This is a genomic window from Abyssogena phaseoliformis symbiont OG214, from assembly GCF_016592595.1.
Lineage (GTDB): Bacteria > Pseudomonadota > Gammaproteobacteria > PS1 > Pseudothioglobaceae > Ruthia.
Genome location: NZ_AP012977.1, coordinates 281,254 through 302,140 on the forward strand (window position 1 = coordinate 281,254; position 20,887 = coordinate 302,140).

Consider the following 20,887-nt stretch of genomic DNA (forward strand, 5'->3'; position numbering starts at 1 on the left):
GTTGTTTTATTCGTGTATTTAAAGTTTTTTTATCGGTTTAAAAAATAGCCCTTTTTATCTTTTAGCGACGGATTATTGTTTTCAAAATCCAACACCATCAAGTATAATTGCGTTTTTAATCTTTATTTCTTTAAGTATTAATGTCTGATTATAAATCCAGTTTAAATCTTCCAGCTACCCAATTCGCCATGAAGGCAAATCTTGCCAATCGTGAAGGCGGGTTTTTAAAAAAATGGCAAGATGATGGGCTTTATAAACAAATTCGTAATCAAAACAAAGGCAAACCAAAATTTGTTTTACACGACGGTCCTCCTTATGCAAATGGTGATATTCATATTGGTCATGCGGTTAATAAAGTTTTAAAAGACATGATTGTCAAATCAAAATCTTTGTCAGGTTTTGATGCACCGTATGTCCCAGGTTGGGATTGTCATGGCTTGCCAATTGAGCTTAATGTTGAAAAAACACACGGCAAAGTAGGCATTAAAATTGATGCTAATACGTTTAGGGCAGAATGTAGAAAATATGCCGACCAACAAGTAACCAAGCAAAAACAAGATTTTCAACGCTTAGGTATTCTAAGTGATTGGGATAATCCATATTTAACTAAAGATTTTCAGTATGAAGCTAACATTGTTCGCGCCTTAGGTCAGATTGTTGACAATGGCCATGTGTCTAAAGGCTATAAGCCTGTGCATTGGTGTACTGAGTGTGGTTCTGCTTTAGCAGAGGCAGAAGTTGAGTATAAAGATAAACAATCAGAGGCGATTGACGTTAAATTTAGAATTATTGATGATTCAATTTTTAATGTAAATATGCCAGTTTCAGTTGTTATTTGGACAACAACGCCTTGGACATTACCTGCTAATGAAGCTGTAGCACTCCATCCAGAACTAGATTATGTGTTGGTTGATATTGGCAGTGAATATTTGTTGCTTGCTCAAGCTTTGGCAGAGGGTTCAGTTAGTCGTTATGATTTTAAGGCTACTATTAGTAAACAGACTTTTTCTGGTAGTGAACTAGAAGGATTAAAAGTAAAACATCCGTTTTACGATAAGCAAGTGCCAATTATTCTAGGCGAGTATGTAACAACTGATACTGGCACAGGTGCAGTACATACTGCACCTGCACATGGCCAAGAAGATTTTATTGTAGGGCTAAAATACAATCTAGCTGTTGAGTGTCCAGTAGATGCTAAAGGTGTGTTTTTTAAAGAGACTGAACTTTTAGGTGGTCAGTTTATTTTTAAAGCCAATGCCAGTGTGATTGAAATTCTTAAACAAGCCAATACATTGGTTAAGCATGAGCCACTAATGCATTCTTACCCACACTGTTGGCGACATAAAACCCCTGTTATTTTTAGAGCGACCCCTCAGTGGTTTATCTCTATGCAGCAAAAGGGTCTTAGAGATGCAGTCAATGGGGAAATTTCAAAAGTACAGTGGATACCAGATTGGGGTAAAAAACGTATTGAACTAATGGTAGGCAACCGCCCTGATTGGTGTATTTCTCGTCAGCGGTTTTGGGGTGTACCAATTACTCTGTTTGTGCATAAGCAAACGGGTGAATTACATCCAAGAACTCAAGAACTGTTCAAAGAAATTTCAAATAAGATTGAGAAAAGTGGCATTGAAGTTTGGTTTGAGTCTGATGCCCAAGATTTTATTGGCGATGATGCGAGTGATTATGATAAAACCACGGATACACTTGATGTCTGGTTTGACTCAGGCGTGAGTCATTTTGCCGTGTTAAAGGCAAGAAAAGAACTGTCTGATGTGGCTGATTTATACTTAGAAGGCTCAGACCAACACCGAGGCTGGTTTCAGTCATCACTTATTTCCTCGGTTGCTATTAATGATAAAGCACCTTATAAAAACGTGTTAACTCATGGTTTTGTTGTTGATAAAGACGGTAAGAAAATGTCTAAATCGCTTGGTAATGTAATGAGCCCCCAAAAAGTGGTGAATAATTTAGGTGCTGATATTCTACGTTTGTGGATTGCCAGCACCGATTACACGGGTGAAATGACAGTTAGTGATGAGATTTTAAAACGCTCCGTTGATTCGTATCGCCGTATTCGTAACACCGTGCGTTTTATGTTGGCAAATATGCAAGACTTTAATCCTATTGAACATTTGCTTGACAATAAACAAATGCTAGATTTAGACAAATGGATTGTTGCTAAAACTGCTAATTTACAAGCTCAAATTATCAAAGCATACGAACAATATAATTTCCATCATGCGGTTCAATTGATCTTAAATTTTTGTAGCAATGACCTTGGTGGTTTTTATCTTGATGTTATTAAAGATAGACAATACACCACACAAGCGAACTCTTTGGCCAGAAGAAGTGCACAAAGTGCATTGTATCATATTGCTGAGGCAATGGTGCGCTGGTTAGCCCCAGTTTTATCATTCACAGCTGAAGAAATTTGGCAAAATATGCCAAATGAAAAAAATACCAGTATTTTTTTAGAACAGTGGTATCAAGAGCTTAATGAGAATTACAGTAATGATGCGATTAATACTGCGCGTGATATTAGTCCGCTCATTCGTCAACATATAGAAAGAATGCGTAATGAGAAAATTATTGGTTCTTCGCTAGAAGTCGAAGTGGATATTTATTGTAAAGATAACAATATTTACCAATCCTTAAAAAGGTTAGGCGATGAATTGCATTTTGTATTTATTATTTCTGATGCTAAAATTCATTCACCTGATGAACCAATTACCATTCCTGATACAACCACTAGAGCTATGGAGTGGGCAGAGAGGGGCGTCTTTGTTACAGTGACTAAGTCTGAGCATCAAAAATGCGTGCGTTGTTGGCATCATAGAAAAGATGTGGGTAATAATGCCAAACACCCAGAACTTTGTGGTCGTTGTGTTGAGAACGTGGATGGCAAGGGTGAGATAAGGAAGTTCGCTTAAATGAAAACACTCAGCCTTGACTTGGGAGACAAATCTTATCCAATATATATTGGTCAAGATTTATTGTCAGAAGATGAGTTATTAACAAAACACATTAGTGGCAAGCAAGTTATGATTGTTACTAATACAACAGTGGCGCCTTTGTATCTTGAGAAGGTGAAAGACTTACTTTCATCGTTTAAATTTGCACAAGTAATTTTGCCAGATGGTGAAAAATATAAGATACTTGATACACTTAATTGTATTTTCAGTGCACTACTTGAGAATAAATTTGATCGTAGTTGCACATTAATTGCTCTTGGTGGTGGTGTGGTGGGTGACATGACAGGGTTTGCAGCGGCTAGCTATCAGCGTGGTGTTAATTTTATTCAAATTCCCACCACGTTATTGTCCCAAGTTGATTCTAGTGTGGGCGGGAAAACGGGTGTTAATCACGCACTTGGTAAGAACATGATTGGGGCTTTTCATCAGCCAAAATGCGTACTGATTGATGTAGATACGCTTGATACTTTGGATAATCAGCAATATTCAGCAGGTATGGCTGAGGTGATTAAATATGGTTTATTAGGCCTAGGCCATTTAAACTTCTTTAATTTTTTGCAAGAAAATATTAAAGATTTAATGGATAGAGATAAGTCTTTAATGGCTGAAATAATTTATCAGTCTTGTCAACATAAGGCCAATATCGTTGCTCAAGATGAGCTGGAAGTGGGCAAGCGCGCTTTGTTGAACTTTGGACACACTTTCGGACATGCGATTGAAAATACGCTTGGTTATGGTACTTTCTTACATGGCGAGGCAATTTCAGTGGGCATGTTCATGGCAGTAAGACTATCTCAGCTTGAAGGATATTTGTCTAGCAATCAAGTTGTCCAAGTTCAAGATTTATTAGAAAAAGCCAATTTGCCTATCTCTATTGTCGGTAAAATTAATGTCGCTGCTTTTATGAAAGCAATATCAGTTGATAAGAAAGTGATTAATGGCAATATACGTCTGGTTTTATTAAAAGAATTAGGCCATGCTTTTGTTTGTGATGATTATAAAAACCAATTTTTAAACCAAGTAATTAATGAATTTTGCCAGTAGGATAATATGACAGATAAAAATAAAAAGAACCCCAAGGTTGAAGATGATGAAGTGATGATTACTTCTAGTATTTCTGATTTAGAAAAAATGCTTGAAAGTGTTGAAAAACACGCAGATCGACGTACTGATACTAAGTTTGAAAAGTTTTTCCTACCAGCGCTTGCAGTATTTGGCGCTATTATTATGGGATTTTTTGTTGTTATTTATTCAATAACCTCAGATATGACACGTTTAGCCAACTCAATGGACCCAGATATGGGTGGCAACATGTCATCTATGGTTAAAAGCATTAATAGCTTGTCAAGTAATGTTGGGCAGATGACTGCTTCTGTGGCTTATATGCAAAAAGACTTTCAGCGAGTCAATAAAAATATGAATATTATTGCCAGCAAACTTGATAATTTAGATTCTATTGCGGCAGATTTAACGCAAGTGAGCCTGAAAATGGATTCTTTAGAGCCAATGCTCATTAATATGGAGCGGATGAATAAAAACATGGCAACCATGCAAGGTTCTATGCAATGGATGCAGCGTGACCTAAATATTTTACGCTCTTCATTTTCTAAGCCACTTAGTATTTTTAATAATATTCCAATGCTGTAGTTATGTCATTATCTGAAAAGCAAGTAAGTAAAATTGCTTATCTCGCGCGTTTGTCACTAAATGAAGTGCAACTTAAGGACAACACACAAGATTTAAATGCTATTTTTAGTTTGGTCGAACAGTTGGCTAATATTGAGACTGATGGTATTGAACCAATGTCGCACCCACTACGCATGTCTCAACGTCTTAGAGAAGATGTGGTTACTGAAAAGGACCGATCAGCATCGTTTCAATCGGTTGCCCCAAAAACCAGTAATGGCTATTATTTAGTGCCTACCGTTATTGAATAATATGCATACAAAAACCATTGTTGAACTGTCACAAGGCCTTAAAGATAAAGATTTTTCTTGTGTTGAATTAACGCAACACTATTTAAATCGCATTAATCAATCAGACCTGAATGCTTTTATTACAGTAACTGATGAATTGGCATTAGTGCAAGCTCAAGTGGCAGATGACAAAATTGCTTTAGGTAATGCAAGCATATTGACGGGCATTCCATATGCTCATAAAGACATCTTTTGTACCAAGGGTGTTAAAACCTCAGCAGGTTCTAAAATGCTAGATACTTTTGTATCGCCTTATGATGCAACGGTAAGTCAGAAGCTTAATCAAGCAGATTTAGTGATGTTGGGTAAAACTAATATGGATGAGTTTGCCATGGGTTCTAGCAATGAAAACTCGTTTTATGGCGCGGTCAAAAATCCGTGGAACCGTTTAAAAATACCAGGTGGCTCATCAGGCGGATCGGCGGCGAGTGTTGCGGGCGGATTAAGCTGTTTTGCCACAGGTACAGATACAGGCGGCTCTATTCGTCAACCTTCAAGTTTATGTGGCATTACAGGACTTAAACCTACTTATGGTCGAATCTCAAGATATGGCATGATTGCTTATGCATCAAGCCTTGATCAAGCAGGACCGATGACCAAAACAGCGCAAGATGCAGCTATTGTGTTAAATGTTATGGCTGGATTTGACGAAAAAGATTCAACCAGTGCTGAACAAAAAGTGCCAGATTATACGAGTAATCTTAATAATTCAATTAAAGGCTTAACCATTGGATTGCCAAAGGAATTTTTTTCATCTGGCTTGGGTGATGAAGTGGCTAGTAATATTATGGTTGCTATTAAAAAGTTTGAAGCCATGGGCGCGATTGTTAAAGAGGTGTCTCTACCTAATTCAGCCTATGCTATTCCTGCTTATTATATTGTTGCCCCTTGTGAATGTTCCTCAAATTTATCGCGCCTAGATGGTGTTAGATATGGATATCGTGCTAAAGATGTAGAAAACTTAGAGGATTTATATTTACGTTCGCGCTCAGAAGGTTTTGGTGAAGAGGTTAAACGTCGTATTATGATTGGTACTTATGCTTTATCAGCAGGTTATTATGACGCTTATTATCTTAAGGCGCAAAAAGTACGCCATTTGATTAGCGATGATTTTAAAAAAGTATTTGAGCAAGTTGATGTGATTATGGGGCCAGTTTCCCCCACAACTGCATTTGATTTAGGCTCAGTCAAAGACCCAGTTTCTATGTATTTAGCAGATATTTATACACTCAGTGCTAACTTAGCAGGCTTACCAGGCATGAGTATTCCAGCAGGTTTTGCACAAAATTTACCAGTAGGCTTACAACTCATTGGAAACTACTGGTCAGAGTCTAGGCTTCTTAATATCGCGCACCAATTCCAATTGCAAACTGACTGGCACTTAAAAACGCCACAGGAGTGCTAGTATGGAATGGGGAACAGTCATTGGCTTAGAAATTCATGCACAATTAAACACCAAATCTAAGATTTTTTCAGCCGCCTCAACTCAGTATGGTCAAAAGCCCAATTCACAGGCTTGTGCCGTTGATTTAGGGCTGCCAGGTGTTTTGCCTGTGCTTAATGTTGAGGCTGTTAATAAGGCGATTAAATTTGGTGTGGCGATTAATGCACATATTAATCAGCGTAGTATATTTGACAGAAAGAATTATTTTTATCCAGATTTACCAAAAGGCTATCAAATTTCACAAATGGATTGGCCTATTGTGGGCGAAGGCAAAATTGAAATTATCCTTGGTGATCAAACCAAAGTAGTCGGTATTACACGTGCGCATTTGGAAGAAGATGCAGGAAAGTCTATACACGATATGTTTGATGATGATACTGCGATTGACTTAAACCGTGCAGGCACACCACTACTTGAAATTGTCTCCGAGCCTGATATGCGCAGTGCCAAAGAAGCAGTAATGTATGCTAAAAAAATTCATACCTTGGTGCAATATATTGATATTTGTGATGGCAATATGCAAGAAGGTTCATTTCGTTGTGATGCGAACGTTTCTATTCGTCCCAAAGGACAAAAAGAGCTTGGCACGCGTGCAGAGTTAAAAAACATCAACTCATTTAAATTTTTAGAACGTGCGATTAATTTGGAAGTTGAACGCCAGCAAGACATTCTTGAAGAGGGCGGTAGTGTTGTACAAGAAACTCGTTTGTATGATTCGGTGAAACATGAAACGCGCTCTATGCGCTCAAAAGAAGAGGCTAATGATTATCGCTATTTTCCAGACCCAGATTTACTGCCTGTTGAGATCTCTGATGAATTATTAGAAAAAATAAGACAAACTTTACCAGAATTACCCGCCCAGAAAAAAGCAAGGTTTGTTGTAAAATTAGGTTTAAGTGACTATGATGCAGATGTGCTTACCTTGCAAAAACCTTTGGCTGACTATTTTGAGACCATGCTTGAGTATCATGCTAGCAATGCTAAGCTGTGTGCCAACTGGATCATGGGTGAATTATCAGCCTCTTTGAATAAGCATCAAATTGACATTCAAAACTCGCCTATTACTGCGCAAGCTTTGTCATTATTAATCAGTCGTATTAGTGATGATACCATTTCTGGAAAAACTGCCAAAGACGTGTTTAAAGCCATGTGGGATAGTAAAGACAGTGCAGATAAAATTATTCAAGCCAAAGGCTTAAAGCAAATGACTGACACGGGTGAAATTGAGGCAATTGTAGAGCAGGTGATTGCTAATAATGCGCCACAAGTGGCTCAGTTTAAATCAGGCAATGATAAGATTTTGGGCTTTTTTATCGGTCAAATCATGAAGCTTACTGCTGGCAAGGCTAATCCTAAACAAGTTAACGAACTGCTTAGGAACAAGTTGTCTTAAAAGCGTGCTAGATTTTGCCACACTGAGTCGTGATTTTTTCTCAGACATTGATACCCAGCCATTAAAACAACCTTTTTTAATTCATAAAAACCAAGCATTACAAGACAAACTTAAATTATCTATTAAGGGTAATGAATTATTAAATATTGCCTCAGGCGAAAAGAAATTCCAACACACTCAGCCCATTGCTAGTATCTATGCAGGGCATCAATTTGGTCATTTTGTGCCTCAATTAGGCGATGGGCGTTCTTGTTTAATAGGGCAATTTCAAGGCATTGAACTGTCACTTAAGGGTGCAGGACAAACGCCTTATTCACGTGGCGCAGATGGTCGCGCAGTATTGCGCTCATCCATTCGTGAATATTTATGCTCAATCGCCATGAAAGGCTTAAATATTCCCACTACAGAAGTGTTAACATTGGTTGGCAGTCATAGTGAGGTCTATCGAGAAAGCATTGAAACAGGGGCGATTGTTATGCGTACCGCGCTTAGCCATATTCGTTTTGGTCATTTCGAACTGTTTGCTTCGCGTGGTCAAACTTCTCAAGTGAAACAATTGGTTGATTTTGTGATTGAACATTATTATCAACATTGCCAAGGTGAAAATCAATATGTTGATTTTTTCAATGAAGTGGTACAAAAAATGGCAATTATGATCGCTCATTGGCAAGCACAAGGCTTTGCACATGGGGTGATGAATACGGATAATATGTCAATTCTTGGGCTGACGATTGATTATGGGCCATTTGGTTTTTTAGAAGCTTACAACCCACAATTTATTTGTAATCATTCTGACCATGAAGGGCGATATGCTTTTAATCAACAGCCGAATGTTGCCTTGTGGAATTTGTCTCGTTTGGCTGATAGTTTATCGGGCTTAATTAATGCCAAACAAGCAAAATCAGTGCTAGATAAATATCAAAACTACTTGGTTGAGTCATATTCTGCATTGATGAGGCAAAAATTTGGCTTGTGTGAAAAAGACAAACAAGACAATGTGTTAATTACACAATTTTTTGACATACTGTATCAACATAAAAAGGATTATACCAATTCATTAAGGCAGTTGTCTGATGTGGATAAATTAACCATTGATATTGATTTTAATGATTGGATTGAGTTGTATGATAAGCGCATATCTCAAGAAAACAACCGCAATAGAATTAGCATGATGAATAGCGTAAATCCTAATTATATTTTACGTAATTACTTAGCAGAGGTGGCAATTCGAAAGGCAGAAGACAATAAAGACTATACGGAGATAAAAATTCTGTTTGATTTATTAAGCAAGCCCTTTGAAGTTCATCAAGACATGGAATCTTACACTTATGAAGCGCCTGATTGGGCGCAAGGGCTTGCAGTAAGTTGTTCTTCTTAAATGAGACCGGTAACGCTAAACATAAATTGCTGGATGATTTTAACAGTGGGAAAGACAACCCATTGAAACACACCTAAAAACAACAAACCCAACAAAATATACAAGCCATAAGGCTCCAATTGGTCATATTGATAAGATAGTTTTCTTGGTAGTAATGAACTGACAACACGACCACCATCAAGTGGTGGCAAAGGTAATAGATTAAGCACTGCTAATATCAAGTTAATTTGAACACCAACTTGCCCCATATCAATTAGAAATTGGGAGCCGATATTAACTGCCAGTAAAATGATTACCAGCCATGCAATTGCCATAATGAAATTTGACACAGGCCCAGCAATCGCCACCCAAAGCATGTCTTTTTTAGGCGATCTAAGTGCATTAAAATTAACAGGCACGGGCTTGGCCCAGCCAAAAATAAACCCTGAGGTGAAATATAAAAATGCAGGCACTAAAATAGTACCAACTGGGTCAATATGCTTGATAGGGTTAAGGGTAAGTCTGCCCATCATTCTAGCACTATGATCCCCCAGTTTTGAAGCAACCCAGCCATGTGCTGTTTCATGCACAGTGATTGCAAATAGTACGGGAATTGTCCAAATTAAAAGTGTTTGAATATCGGGCATAGGTAAAATTGGGTATTTTTTCTTGTTATTATAAATGAAAACAACGAAGCTTTTAATCCCGACTCAAAAAGAAGCGCCGAATGATGCGAAAATTATCTCGCATCAGCTCATGATTCGAGCAGGGCTTATTTCTAAATTAGCATCGGGTTTGTACTCATATTTGCCAATGGGTGTAAGGGTGTTGCGCAAAGTTGAAAACATTATTCGACAAGAAATGGACAAATCAGGCGCCCAAGAAGTGCTTATGCCTGTTGCTCAGCCTGCAGAACTTTGGCAAGCTTCTGGCAGGTGGGATAAATATGGTGCTGAGTTATTGCGTTTTACCGATCGTCACCAGCGTGAATTTTGTCTAGGGCCAACACATGAAGAAGTGATTACGTACTTAGCCGCTCAATATTTACGTAGTTATAAACAATTGCCTATGAATTTTTATCAAATTCAAACCAAATTTAGGGATGAAATTCGTCCTCGTTTTGGGGTGATGCGTTCGCGTGAATTTATCATGAAAGATGCCTATTCATTTCATCTTGACCAAGTTTCTTTACAACAAACTTATGATGCAATGCATCAAACTTACTCAAATATTTTTGACCGATTGGGTCTTGATTGTCGCGCAGTTTTGGCAGACTCTGGCTCAATTGGCGGAGATGCTTCGCATGAATTTCATGTGTTGGCAGAAAGTGGAGAAGATGTCATTTGTTTTTCAGATGAGTCAGATTATGCAGCTAATATTGAAAAAGTCGCTTTTTCAAAACAGGAAAAAACTTGTCAATCTATAACTACAGAAAAAAGGATGCTGACTAAAAAACAGACTAGCATTAAGGATGTTGCAGGGTTTTTGAATGTTAAAGAATCAAGTTGCGTTAAAACTTTAATTATTAAAACCAAAAATGGTTTTAAAGCTTTAGCATTACGTGGCGACCATGAATTAAACGAAATCAAAACCCATAACTTGTTCGGTGATTTTGAGTTTGCAACAGACGATGAAATTAAGAATTTAGATTTAAAGAAAGGTTTTATAGGCATTAAAGATTTAGACATTGATTTGATTGTTGATTATTCAGCCAGTGTATTGTGTGATTTTGTTTGTGGCGCTAATGAGTGGGATTATCATCTAATGAGTGCTAATTGGCAGGATATTGAATTTGTTGATGCCGATTTACGCAATGCTGTAAAAGGGGATGATTCTCCAGATGGTAAGGGAAAATTAATGATTAAACGTGGTATTGAGGTAGGGCATATTTTTCAGCTGGGTACCAAGTATTCTAGCGCCATGAAAGCCAATGTTATTGGGGAGTCTGGTAAAGCAGTTACAACCACAATGGGTTGTTATGGTATTGGTGTGACGCGTATTATTGCAGCTTCTATTGAGCAAAATTATGATGACAAAGGGATCATTTTCCCTCAAGCGATTGCGCCTTTTCAAATTGTTATTGTGCCCATTAATTATAATAAATCCACTCGTGTGAAAGCATTGGCTGATAAGCTTTATCAGCAGTTTATTGAGGCAGGTATTGAAGTCCTACTGGATGATAGAAAAGAGCGTGCTGGCATTATGTTTGCTGATTCTGAACTACTTGGCATTCCACACAGAATGGTGATTAGTGATACTCATGCTGATAATGGTAATGTGGAATACAAGGCTAGAGACAAGTCAGATAAAATAGAAGTGACATTTGATGATGCTTTGTCATTTATTCAATCTAAACTGATATAAAAAATATGATTTGGTGGCAGTATGTTATCCCTCAGCATTTGCTCTCAAAGCTAATGTTTCATTTTGCACGCATTAAAAATATTTGGCTGAAAAATAGGTTTATTGCTTGGTTTGTGAGGTCTTATCAGGTCAATCTATCCGAAGCAGTGTGTGAAAATATTGAAGATTATCAACATTTCAATGATTTTTTTACCAGAGCATTGAAACCAAATGCTAGAAAAATTGCTGACAGCTTGATTGTTTGCCCTGTTGATGGCAAAGTATCGAAAGTTGGCAATATTATTAATAACACTCAAATCATTCAAGCTAAAAACCATAGGTATAGCGTTGGGCAGTTGCTGGGTAATGATGCTAGAAGTGTTGAATTTAAGGCGGGTTTTTTTGCCACTATTTATTTATCACCTAAAGATTATCATCGCATTCATATGCCTTATGATGGCACACTAATCTCAATGAGCTATATTCCAGGCGATTTGTTTTCAGTGAATCAAACCACTGCTGAAAATGTGGATGGGTTGTTTGCTAGGAATGAACGTGTTGTGTGCTATTTTGAGACTGAGTTTGGTTTGTGTGCGTTTGTTTTAGTGGGCGCTATTTTTGTAGGTTCAATGCAAACTGTATGGCATGGTCAAATTAATCCCCCTTATCAAAAAAAAATCCAACATTTTGATTATTCAAATGAAAGCATAAGCCTTAAAAAAGGTCAAGAACTGGGTCGGTTTAATATGGGTTCAACTGTGATTATGCTGATGCCAGATCAAGCCAATAAATTTTCCTTAAAGGAAGCTGAAGTGGTTAGAATGGGGCAGGCTCTAGTCTAATTTGGTTAGTTTAACCAACTTAATAGTTTGCTCAGAAATTTGCATAATTTCAATCAACATATTGTCAATTTTTAAACTAACATCACGTTTAGGAATGCTTTGCAATGTTTCTAAAATTAAGCCATTTAGCGTTTTTGCCTTGGTAACGGATAAGTTTAATTGTAATAAATTGTTTAATTCTCGTATGCTGATTCTAGGATCAACCAAGTAACTGCCATCTTTTTGCTTGGTAATCTCATCAATGCTTTCATTTTGGTTTGAGGTGAATTGTCCTACAATTTCCTCTAAGATGTCTTCTAATACAATCATGCCACGCACTTCTCCATATTCATCCACAATCAAACCCAGGCGTCTTTTTTGTTGTTGAAAATGTGCTAATTGGTGAGCAAGGCTGGTACCTTCTGGCACAAAATAAGGCGTGCGAACTAATGCCAATGCATTGGCAATGCTAAAATCACCCTTGGCGTATAAGTTTACAACATCACGCATGTGTAATACACCAGTAATGTTATCACTTGATGTGTCATAAGTGAGTAATCTGGTGTGCTGTATGCGCTCAAATTGTTTTAAGATTTCATCAGGCTTGTTAATATCAATACTGATTAACTCGTGTCTAGGAATCATAATGTCCTCAACTTTAACCTTTTCTAAGTCAATAATATTAAGCAACATTTTTTGATAATTAGAAGCAATAATGGGCTTGGCATCACTCACCACCATTCTTAACTCTTCTGAGCTAATAAGGTTGTTATATGGCTCGTTTTTCATATCAAATAATGCCAATATCATCTTTGATAATTGGGCAATCAGCCAAACAAAAGGTTTAAACAACTTGATTAACACTGCAATGATAATTGAGGCTGGTAGGGCAATTTTTTCAGGATTTTTTGCGGCAAATGTTTTTGGGGTTGTTTCTGCAAAAACCAAGATAACAAAAGTTAATGCTAAAGAAGCTAACACAATTGAGCCTTCTCCCCAGAGTTTAATAGCTAGTATGGTTGCAATACTAGAGGCAAAAATATTAACAAAATTGTTGCCCAATAGAATTGTACCAATCAGATGATCCAAATCATTAAGTAAATGCTCGGTACGTTTTGCATTTTTGTTATTTTTGCTTAAGACTTTCAGACGATAGCGATTAATCGCTATCATTGAAGTTTCAGCACTAGAGAAAAATGCAGAACTTATTATTAGTCCAAAAAGGATGATACTAAGCCAAAAAGTTGAGAGTGATTCCAATCAGTTGTGTTAACTTGTTATATAAAGTGATGAATTTAATTTAAATGATTGAAAGTATCAAGTCTTGGATAAATTGCCTTTACTCCTAATTCTTCTTCAATACGAAGTAGACGGTTATATTTTGCCAAACGATCTGATCTTGATAATGAACCAGTTTTGATTTGACCGCAACCAGTAGCCACTGCCAAATCAGCAATGGTCGTATCTTCAGTTTCACCCGATCTGTGTGACATAACTGAGGTATAGCCAGCATCTGTTGCCATCTTCATGGCTTGAAAGGTTTCAGTTAGTGTGCCAATTTGATTGACTTTAATTAAAATAGAGTTGGCAATATTTCTCTCAATACCTTGTTTTAAAATCTTACTATTGGTTACATATAGGTCATCACCAACCAATTGTACTTTATCGCCGATTTTCTTGGTTAATAAGTCCCAGCCATCCCAATCATTTTCATCCATGCCATCTTCAATTGAAATAATGGGGTAGTTTTCTACCCAGTTGGCTAAATATTCAACGAATTCTTCAGAGTTGAGTGATTTGTTTTCAGAGGTTAAATTATAAGTACCGTTTTTATAAAATTCTGAACTTGCTGCATCAATGCCAATAAAAATATCTTTGCCTGCTTTATAGCCTGCATTGTTAATCGCTTCTAAAATAACTTTAATGGCATCTTCATTTGAAGTCAAATCAGGGGCAAAACCACCTTCATCACCCACAGCAGTATTCATGCCTTTGGCTTCTAACACTGCTTTTAAATGATGAAATACTTCAGCGCCATAACGTAGCGCCTCTTTAAAACTTGGTGCGCCAGCAGGAATGATCATAAATTCTTGAATATCAACACTATTGTTCGCGTGCTTCCCGCCATTAATAATATTCATCATAGGCACAGGTAGTTTGTAGTTCCCGCCTTGATTTAGTGACATGTATAATGGTTTGTGTTGTCTATTGGCATTGGCATGGGCAGCAGCTAACGAGACTGCCAAAATTGCATTCGCACCTAATCTTGATTTGGTTTCAGTGCCATCTAAATCAATCATTGCTTGATCAATTTTGCTTAAATCCTCAATACCAAAGCCAATTAAAGTATCACAAATTTCTGTGTTGACAAACTCAACGGCTTTTAAAACCCCTTTGCCTAAATAGCGTGATTTATCCCCATCACGTAACTCTAAAGCCTCGCGTTGACCTGTTGATGCACCAGATGGCACCATTGCACTACCGATTGTGCCATCATCAAGAATGACATCCGCTTCAACAGTTGGGTTGCCTCTAGAATCAAGAACCTCTCTTGCTTTAATTTGTTTAATGTTCACTAAATACGTCCTGTTTTTTATTCAAAAAATGATTTCATTTTACCAAAAAATGAATCTGATTCAGGGTGATGTTTTTTGCCGCATGAGCTGGAAAATTCTTGCAGTAAGTCTTGTTGTTTTTTATTAAGATTAACAGGTGTTTCAATTTTAACTTGACAGATTAAATCGCCAGATCCACCACGCTGAAGATGGGTAATGCCTTTGCCACGTAAACGAAATAGTTTTCCAGTTTGTGTACCTGCTGGGACTTTGATTTTTAATTTATTCTCAAGTGTGGGCACTTCAATTGAGCCACCTAGTGTTGCAGTTGCAAAATCAATAGGCACTTCGCAATATAAATCGTTGTCTTCACGTTCAAAAATAGCATGCTTTTTAACGTGAACTTGTACGTATAAATCGCCACTAGGGCTGCCTCTAGCACCCGCTTCTCCTTCGCCACTTAAGCGAATACGATTGCCTGTGTCTACTCCTGCAGGGATTTTAACTGATAGGGTTTTTTGCCTGCGTACTACGCCTTGTCCACGGCAAGTGCCACAAGGAGATTCAATTCTTTGACCTGTGCCAGAGCAAATACTACAAGGGCGTTGTACGGCAAAAAACCCTTGTTGTATTTGCACTTGTCCTGCGCCACCACAAGTTGAACAAGTCTTAACACTGGTGCCAGGTTTTGCACCTGTACCTGAGCAGGTATCGCAAGTTTCATTTTTTGGAATGCGAACTTTAACGGTAGTACCTTGTGCCGCTTCTTTTAAATCAATTTCTAAATCATAACGCAAATCTGAGCCACGATTATTTGGCTGTTGCTGTCCACCACCAAAAATATCACCAAAAATATCACCAAAGCCACTGCCGCCACCAAATGGATTACCATCAGTAGCACCTGCATTGCCGTTAACACCTGCATGACCAAATTGGTCATAGGCTTGACGTTTTTGGGCGTCAGATAAAATGGCATAAGCTTTTTGAATTTCTTTAAACTTTTTTTCAGCCGATGCCTTGTCGTCTTTAACGCGATCAGGGTGGTGTTTCATTGCTAAGCGCTTGTAAGCTTTTTTAATTTGCTTAACGTCTACATTTTTTGCAACACCTAGTACTTCGTAATAATCTCTTTGTGACATGTTTGCCTTATTATTAAAAAACCCTCCTCAAGTACTGTCTCTTAGGGAAGGTTTTAGTGGTTAGATTTTTAACTTTCTATTTATCGTCTTTAACCTCTTCAAAATCAGCATCAACCACATCGTCATCAGCGCTTGACTCTTCTTGTGAAGTGTTTTCAGCGCCTGCTTTAGCTTGTGCTTTTTCAGCTAATGGTTGTGCCTTTTCACTTAAGGTTTGAACCTTAGCATCAATGGCTTCTTTGTCATCGTCTTTAATGGCTTTTTCAAGCTCGGTAATGGCCATTTCAATCGCTGATTTTTCATCATCAGAAACTTCATCTTTTAGCTCTTCTAGCGTTTGCTTGGTTGAGTGTATTAAGGAATCCGCCATGTTTTTACTGGTGACTAATTCTTGGAATTTCTTATCCTCATCGGCATGTACTTCAGCGTCTTTAATCATTTTTTCAACTTCCTCATCACTCAAGCCAGATGAGGCTTTAATAGTGATTGATTGCTCTTTACCAGTATTTTTGTCTTTGGCAGACACATCTAAGATACCATCAGAATCAATGTCAAATGTTACTTCGACTTGAGGCTGTCCTTTAGGTGCATTGGGGATGCCTTCAAGGTTGAATTGACCTAATGATTTGTTAGCACTAACTATATCACGCTCACCTTGCAATACATGTACAGTTACTGCAGATTGATTGTCAGCTGCGGTTGAAAAAATTTGGCTTGCATTGGTAGGGATGGTTGTATTTTTCTCAATTAGTTTGGTCATAATACCACCCATGGTTTCAATGCCTAAAGATAGTGGTGTTACGTCTAGTAATAATACATCTTTAACATCGCCACCCAAAACACCCGCTTGAATTGCAGCACCCATCGCCACTGCCTCGTCAGGGTTAACATCTTTTTTAGGCTCTTTACCAAAGAAGTCTTGTACCATTTTTGTGACTTTAGGCATACGTGTTTGCCCACCCACTAAGATAACTTCATCAATATCACTTGCAGATAAATCTGCATCTCTAAGTGCAGTTTTGCATGGCTCAATAGTGCGTTTGAGTAGGTCTTCAACCAATGATTCTAACTTAGCACGAGTAATTTTAATATTAAGATGTTTAGGGCCTGAAGCATCTGCAGTAATGTAAGGTAAGTTAACTTCGGTTTGCTCAGAAGAAGACAACTCAATTTTGGCTTTTTCAGCTGCTTCTTTTAAGCGCTGAAGTGCCATAGGATCATTGGTTAAATCAACACCTTGGTCTTTTTTGAATTCATCCACTAAATAGCTAATAATACGTTGATCAAAATCTTCGCCACCTAGGAAAGTATCGCCATTGGTAGAGAGTACTTCAAAGTGTTTTTCACCATCAATGTCCTCCATTTCAATAATAGATACGTCAAATGTACCACCACCTAAGTCATAGACAGCGACAACTTTATCACCTTTAACTTTATCAACACCATAAGCCAATGCTGCTGCAGTTGGTTCGTTGATAATGCGCTTAACATTAAGGCCTGCAATTTTGCCAGCATCTTTAGTTGCTTGACGTTGTGAGTCGTTGAAATAAGCAGGCACTGTGATAACCGCTTCAGTGACTTCTTCGCCTAAATAATCTTCAGCAGTTTTTTTCATTTTACCAATGACTTTTGCTGAAATTTCAGGCGCGGCCATTTTTTTGCCTTTAACCTCAACCCAAGCATCACCATTGTCAGCTTTGACAATTTTATAAGGTACAAGACTGATGTCTTTTTGTACAGCATCTTCATCAAAACGACGACCAATTAAACGCTTAATTGCGTATAGTGTATTTTCAGGATTGGTGACTGCTTGGCGTTTTGCTGGCTGACCAACCAAAACCTCTTCAGAGTCTTTTGGATAAGCGATAATAGATGGGGTGGTGCGATCACCCTCAGAATTTTCAATGATTTTAACGCTACCGCCATCCATAATGGCTACACATGAATTGGTTGTGCCTAAGTCAATACCAATAATCTTTGACATTTTTTACTCCTTAGTGTTTAATATACGTCCTATATAGGGATGGGCATTTTTTTTTCAAGGATTAAGGCTAAAAATTTTATAAGCGCTGTTTGAGTAATGTCTCTACTGATGCAGGTACAAAAACACTAATATCACCCCCTAATATTAGAATTTCTCTTACCAAAGAAGAGGAGATATTAGCGTACTGTTCGGCAGGTGTCATAAATAGAGTTTCAATGTTAGGATTAAGGTGTTTGTTCATGCCTGAGAGTTGAAATTCGTATTCAAAGTCACTAACAGCGCGTAGTCCACGTAAAATCACTTGTGCGTTTTGCTTGGCTGCAAAGTCAACCAATAGTGTGTTAAAGCTTAATACTTTAATGTTGCCAATATCTTTAAGTGCAGTATTGATTGCGTGAACTCTATCATCAATACTTAAAAAAGCCTTTTTTTTACTATTTTGAGTAATGCCAATAATAATTTCATCGAATAATTTACTGGCGCGTTTAATTAAGTCAATATGACCATTGGTAATTGGATCAAACGAGCCTGGGTAAATTGCGATTTTTTTCATAACAAGATGATTTAGTTAAGGTTTTATAATAGAGTTATTAGGCAATAATGCACTTGCCTTGTGTGCTTTTGTTTATTAATTTTAATATTTGTTGATAACCATTCAACCGCTTCATTTTTTAAAATTTTAAATTCAGATTCTATATAGATTTTTGTATTTGAAGTGGCAAAATTACCTTTTGAAAGTGCTTTTAAAGTTTTTGGCAGATAATTTTTATTAAAAGGTGGATCTAAAAAAACAAAATCAAAAGTTTGTGCGCTCTTTTCAGATAAGAAATTTAGTGCATCTTGATTAAAAATACTTATTTTGTTTGTTTTTAATAAGGCTTGATTTTTTTTTAAACTTTGATAGGCGTTGAAGTCTTGTTCAATACTAACGACTTGTTTAGCGCCACGGGACAGTGCTTCAAAACTTAAGCTTCCACTGCCAGTAAACAAATCTAGATAAGTTTTGTTGTGTGATTCAAATTGAATCCAATTAAATAAGGTTTCTCGAATTTTTCCTGATGTGGGTCTTAAACTAGGTACATCAGGAAAGTTAAATTTCCTACCCCGATATTCACCTGATACAACTTGGAAAGAATTATTGATGATAGGCGTTAAAAGAGTCTTGAAGCTCTTTTTGGGCTTCAATAGAGTCGCCCCAGCCATCAATTTTCACCCACTTGCCTTCTTCAAGGTCCTTATAGTAAGTAAAAAAGTGCTCGATTTGATTTTTAAGAGTAACACCAACATCATCAATACATTTGATATCATGATAAGATTTACATAATTTATCAATAGGTACGGCTAAAATTTTTGAATCTTTTCCAGCTTCATCAGTCATGCGTAAAACACCAATTGGGCGTACTGTAATAACGCTATCATGGATTAGTGGGTAAGGCGTAATCACCAAGACATCGGCTGGGTCGCCGTCATCTGCTAATGTTTCTGGTACAAAACCGTAATTGCAAGGATAAAACATAGGTGTTGAGATAAAGCGATCTACAAACATGGCACCTGTTTCCTTGTCAATTTCATACTTAATGGGTGATGAATTTGCTGGAATTTCAATAATAACGTTGATTTCAACAGGTATATTGCCTGCTGAGACCGGTTTTAAACTATTTTGCATTTTTCTAATTCCTCTTTTAAAAGATTAAAGCACCAACCTGTTAAGAAAATAACTGAGCGGTCACCACGAATAAAATTCAATAATGATTTACCGTTGGTAACGATTTTATCGTCTAGATTATACTGATTTGCTATATTTTGTATCAGTTTTTGTAATTCATTTTTCTTTGCTTTTTCAATTTTTGTTGGTAGTGTGTGCTTATTAACAATAATTTCAGCCTTATTCAGCTATTCATTGCTAACTAAAAATTCATTAAATGTAGTTTTTATACCAAAAGGTAAGGGCTTTTTTTGAGTGCATAGTTGATTAATTTATCATCACTCATTATCCATTTTCTAGGTTTGTTTTTATGAATCGCTTGATGTTCTCTAAACATGGCTAATTGCACGGCAAGATGATGTGTTTTTTTGGCTAAACGTGAAAAGCCTTTGACGTTTTTCCATGCGTTTTTGATGTTAGGGTTATAAAGTTCGGTGTTTAATAATAATTGGCCCTCTTGTTCAATCCAGTGTGATTTATGCTCAGTTTTTAACTGGCTTTTAAGTTGGTAGAAATTTTTAAGTAAATATCGTACATCATCTAACGCATACTCAAGTGCCTCATCTGGCAACGGACGTGTGGTCCAGTCTAGGCGGGCATAAGCTTTTTCTAAATAGACATTTTTCAGGATTTGAGTCAGTGCTTGATAAGAAATTTGCATAGGATGGCTAAGTAAATTAGCTGCAATTTGAGTGTCAAACAAACGTTTAGGGAATTGTTTGGACAAATAGTACATGGCCTCAATGTCTTGGCGTGCTGAGTGCACAATCCATAAGCAATCTTTTTGGTAAAGTTTTTCAAACAGTGGGTTTAAATCTTCAATTGCTAAAATGTTGATACAATCAGTTGCGCTTTTAGTGGCTATTTGCACCAAGCACAGCACTGGATAGTAAGTACTAACACGCTTAAATTCAGTATCAATAGCCAGCTCGGTTTCGTATTTTATTAAATCTAGAAACTGACTTAGTTGTGTTTGTGTTTGTGTTTGTGTTTGTGTTTGTGTTTGTGTTTGTGTTTGTGTTTGTGTTTGTGTTTGTGTTTGTGTTTGTGTTTGTGTTTGTGTTTGTGTTTGTGTTATTTGTCATATTTTATACCGACAAAGCCGCTCATTTGCCAAATTATAAATTGGTTTTATGTGATTAGTCTTAGGCTATAAATTTTTTAACTACATTCAAAACGCTATAAAGCATAAGGA

Annotated in this window: 18 protein-coding genes; 9 read left to right on the forward strand and 9 right to left on the reverse strand. The window is 37.1% G+C overall.

What is annotated here, in order from left to right; translation table 11 throughout:
* Positions 1–140: 140 nt before the first annotated feature.
* Genes ileS through CVPH_RS01900 form a run of 7 tightly spaced genes read left to right on the forward strand, consistent with a single transcriptional unit; the run spans position 141 to position 9,166 of the window.
* Entirely contained in the window at positions 141–2,933 is a 2,793-nt protein-coding gene (gene ileS, locus CVPH_RS01870) for an isoleucine--tRNA ligase (RefSeq protein WP_201341829.1), read from the forward strand.
* Complete coding sequence (gene aroB, locus CVPH_RS01875) at positions 2,934–4,019, forward strand: 3-dehydroquinate synthase (protein WP_201341830.1); 1,086 nt, start codon at positions 2,934–2,936, stop codon at positions 4,017–4,019.
* Between the two features lie 6 nt (positions 4,020–4,025).
* Positions 4,026–4,622, forward strand: a complete 597-nt coding sequence (locus tag CVPH_RS01880; RefSeq protein WP_201341831.1) for a hypothetical protein — start codon at positions 4,026–4,028, stop codon at positions 4,620–4,622.
* 2 nt (positions 4,623–4,624) lie between these two features.
* On the forward strand, positions 4,625–4,912 hold the full coding sequence (gene gatC, locus CVPH_RS01885; RefSeq protein WP_201341832.1) for an Asp-tRNA(Asn)/Glu-tRNA(Gln) amidotransferase subunit GatC: 288 nt from the start codon (positions 4,625–4,627) through the stop codon (positions 4,910–4,912).
* A 1-nt stretch (position 4,913) separates the two neighbouring features.
* Positions 4,914–6,356: an Asp-tRNA(Asn)/Glu-tRNA(Gln) amidotransferase subunit GatA gene (gene gatA / locus CVPH_RS01890; RefSeq protein ID WP_201341833.1), complete on the forward strand. Its 1,443-nt coding sequence runs from the start codon at positions 4,914–4,916 to the stop codon at positions 6,354–6,356.
* 1 nt (position 6,357) lies between these two features.
* The gene (gatB, locus tag CVPH_RS01895) at positions 6,358–7,788 is read left to right on the forward strand and encodes an Asp-tRNA(Asn)/Glu-tRNA(Gln) amidotransferase subunit GatB (protein ID WP_201341834.1); all 1,431 of its coding nucleotides are present in this window, start codon (positions 6,358–6,360) and stop codon (positions 7,786–7,788) included.
* A 4-nt stretch (positions 7,789–7,792) separates the two neighbouring features.
* Positions 7,793–9,166: a protein adenylyltransferase SelO gene (locus CVPH_RS01900; RefSeq protein WP_201341835.1), complete on the forward strand. Its 1,374-nt coding sequence runs from the start codon at positions 7,793–7,795 to the stop codon at positions 9,164–9,166.
* On the opposite strand, the gene CVPH_RS01905 is transcribed toward CVPH_RS01900, so the two are convergent.
* Positions 9,163–9,792 (reverse strand): site-2 protease family protein, encoded by a 630-nt coding sequence (locus CVPH_RS01905; RefSeq protein ID WP_201341836.1) that lies wholly within the window; start codon positions 9,790–9,792, stop codon positions 9,163–9,165. The genes CVPH_RS01900 and CVPH_RS01905 overlap by 4 nt on opposite strands.
* A gap of 34 nt (positions 9,793–9,826) precedes the next feature.
* Between CVPH_RS01905 and CVPH_RS01910 the strand changes: the two genes are divergently transcribed.
* Both CVPH_RS01910 and asd read left to right on the forward strand, forming a co-directional pair.
* Positions 9,827–11,509: a proline--tRNA ligase gene (locus CVPH_RS01910; RefSeq protein WP_201341837.1), complete on the forward strand. Its 1,683-nt coding sequence runs from the start codon at positions 9,827–9,829 to the stop codon at positions 11,507–11,509.
* Between the two features lie 5 nt (positions 11,510–11,514).
* Positions 11,515–12,330, forward strand: a complete 816-nt coding sequence (gene asd / locus CVPH_RS01915) for an archaetidylserine decarboxylase (RefSeq protein WP_201341838.1) — start codon at positions 11,515–11,517, stop codon at positions 12,328–12,330.
* On the opposite strand, the gene CVPH_RS01920 is transcribed toward asd, so the two are convergent.
* From CVPH_RS01920 to CVPH_RS01955, 8 genes are all read right to left on the reverse strand, one after another.
* Positions 12,322–13,569: an HlyC/CorC family transporter gene (locus CVPH_RS01920; protein ID WP_201341839.1), complete on the reverse strand. Its 1,248-nt coding sequence runs from the start codon at positions 13,567–13,569 to the stop codon at positions 12,322–12,324. The genes asd and CVPH_RS01920 overlap by 9 nt on opposite strands.
* A 35-nt stretch (positions 13,570–13,604) precedes the next feature.
* Positions 13,605–14,885: a phosphopyruvate hydratase gene (eno, locus tag CVPH_RS01925; protein ID WP_201341840.1), complete on the reverse strand. Its 1,281-nt coding sequence runs from the start codon at positions 14,883–14,885 to the stop codon at positions 13,605–13,607.
* A 17-nt stretch (positions 14,886–14,902) separates the two neighbouring features.
* Entirely contained in the window at positions 14,903–16,003 is a 1,101-nt protein-coding gene (dnaJ, locus tag CVPH_RS01930) for a molecular chaperone DnaJ (protein WP_201341841.1), read from the reverse strand.
* 76 nt (positions 16,004–16,079) lie between these two features.
* Entirely contained in the window at positions 16,080–17,987 is a 1,908-nt protein-coding gene (gene dnaK / locus CVPH_RS01935; RefSeq protein ID WP_201341842.1) for a molecular chaperone DnaK, read from the reverse strand.
* A 76-nt stretch (positions 17,988–18,063) separates the two neighbouring features.
* Positions 18,064–18,540, reverse strand: coding sequence for a pantetheine-phosphate adenylyltransferase (coaD, locus tag CVPH_RS01940; protein WP_201341843.1), 477 nt, complete (start codon positions 18,538–18,540; stop codon positions 18,064–18,066).
* A 23-nt stretch (positions 18,541–18,563) separates the two neighbouring features.
* Positions 18,564–19,172, reverse strand: coding sequence for a 16S rRNA (guanine(966)-N(2))-methyltransferase RsmD (gene rsmD / locus CVPH_RS01945; RefSeq protein ID WP_225879764.1), 609 nt, complete (start codon positions 19,170–19,172; stop codon positions 18,564–18,566).
* Positions 19,123–19,653: an inorganic diphosphatase gene (ppa, locus tag CVPH_RS01950; protein ID WP_201341845.1), complete on the reverse strand. Its 531-nt coding sequence runs from the start codon at positions 19,651–19,653 to the stop codon at positions 19,123–19,125. The genes rsmD and ppa overlap by 50 nt, the downstream gene beginning before the upstream one ends.
* 265 nt (positions 19,654–19,918) lie before the next feature.
* Entirely contained in the window at positions 19,919–20,770 is an 852-nt protein-coding gene (locus CVPH_RS01955; RefSeq protein ID WP_201342397.1) for a ribonuclease D, read from the reverse strand.
* Positions 20,771–20,887: the final 117 nt, after the last annotated feature.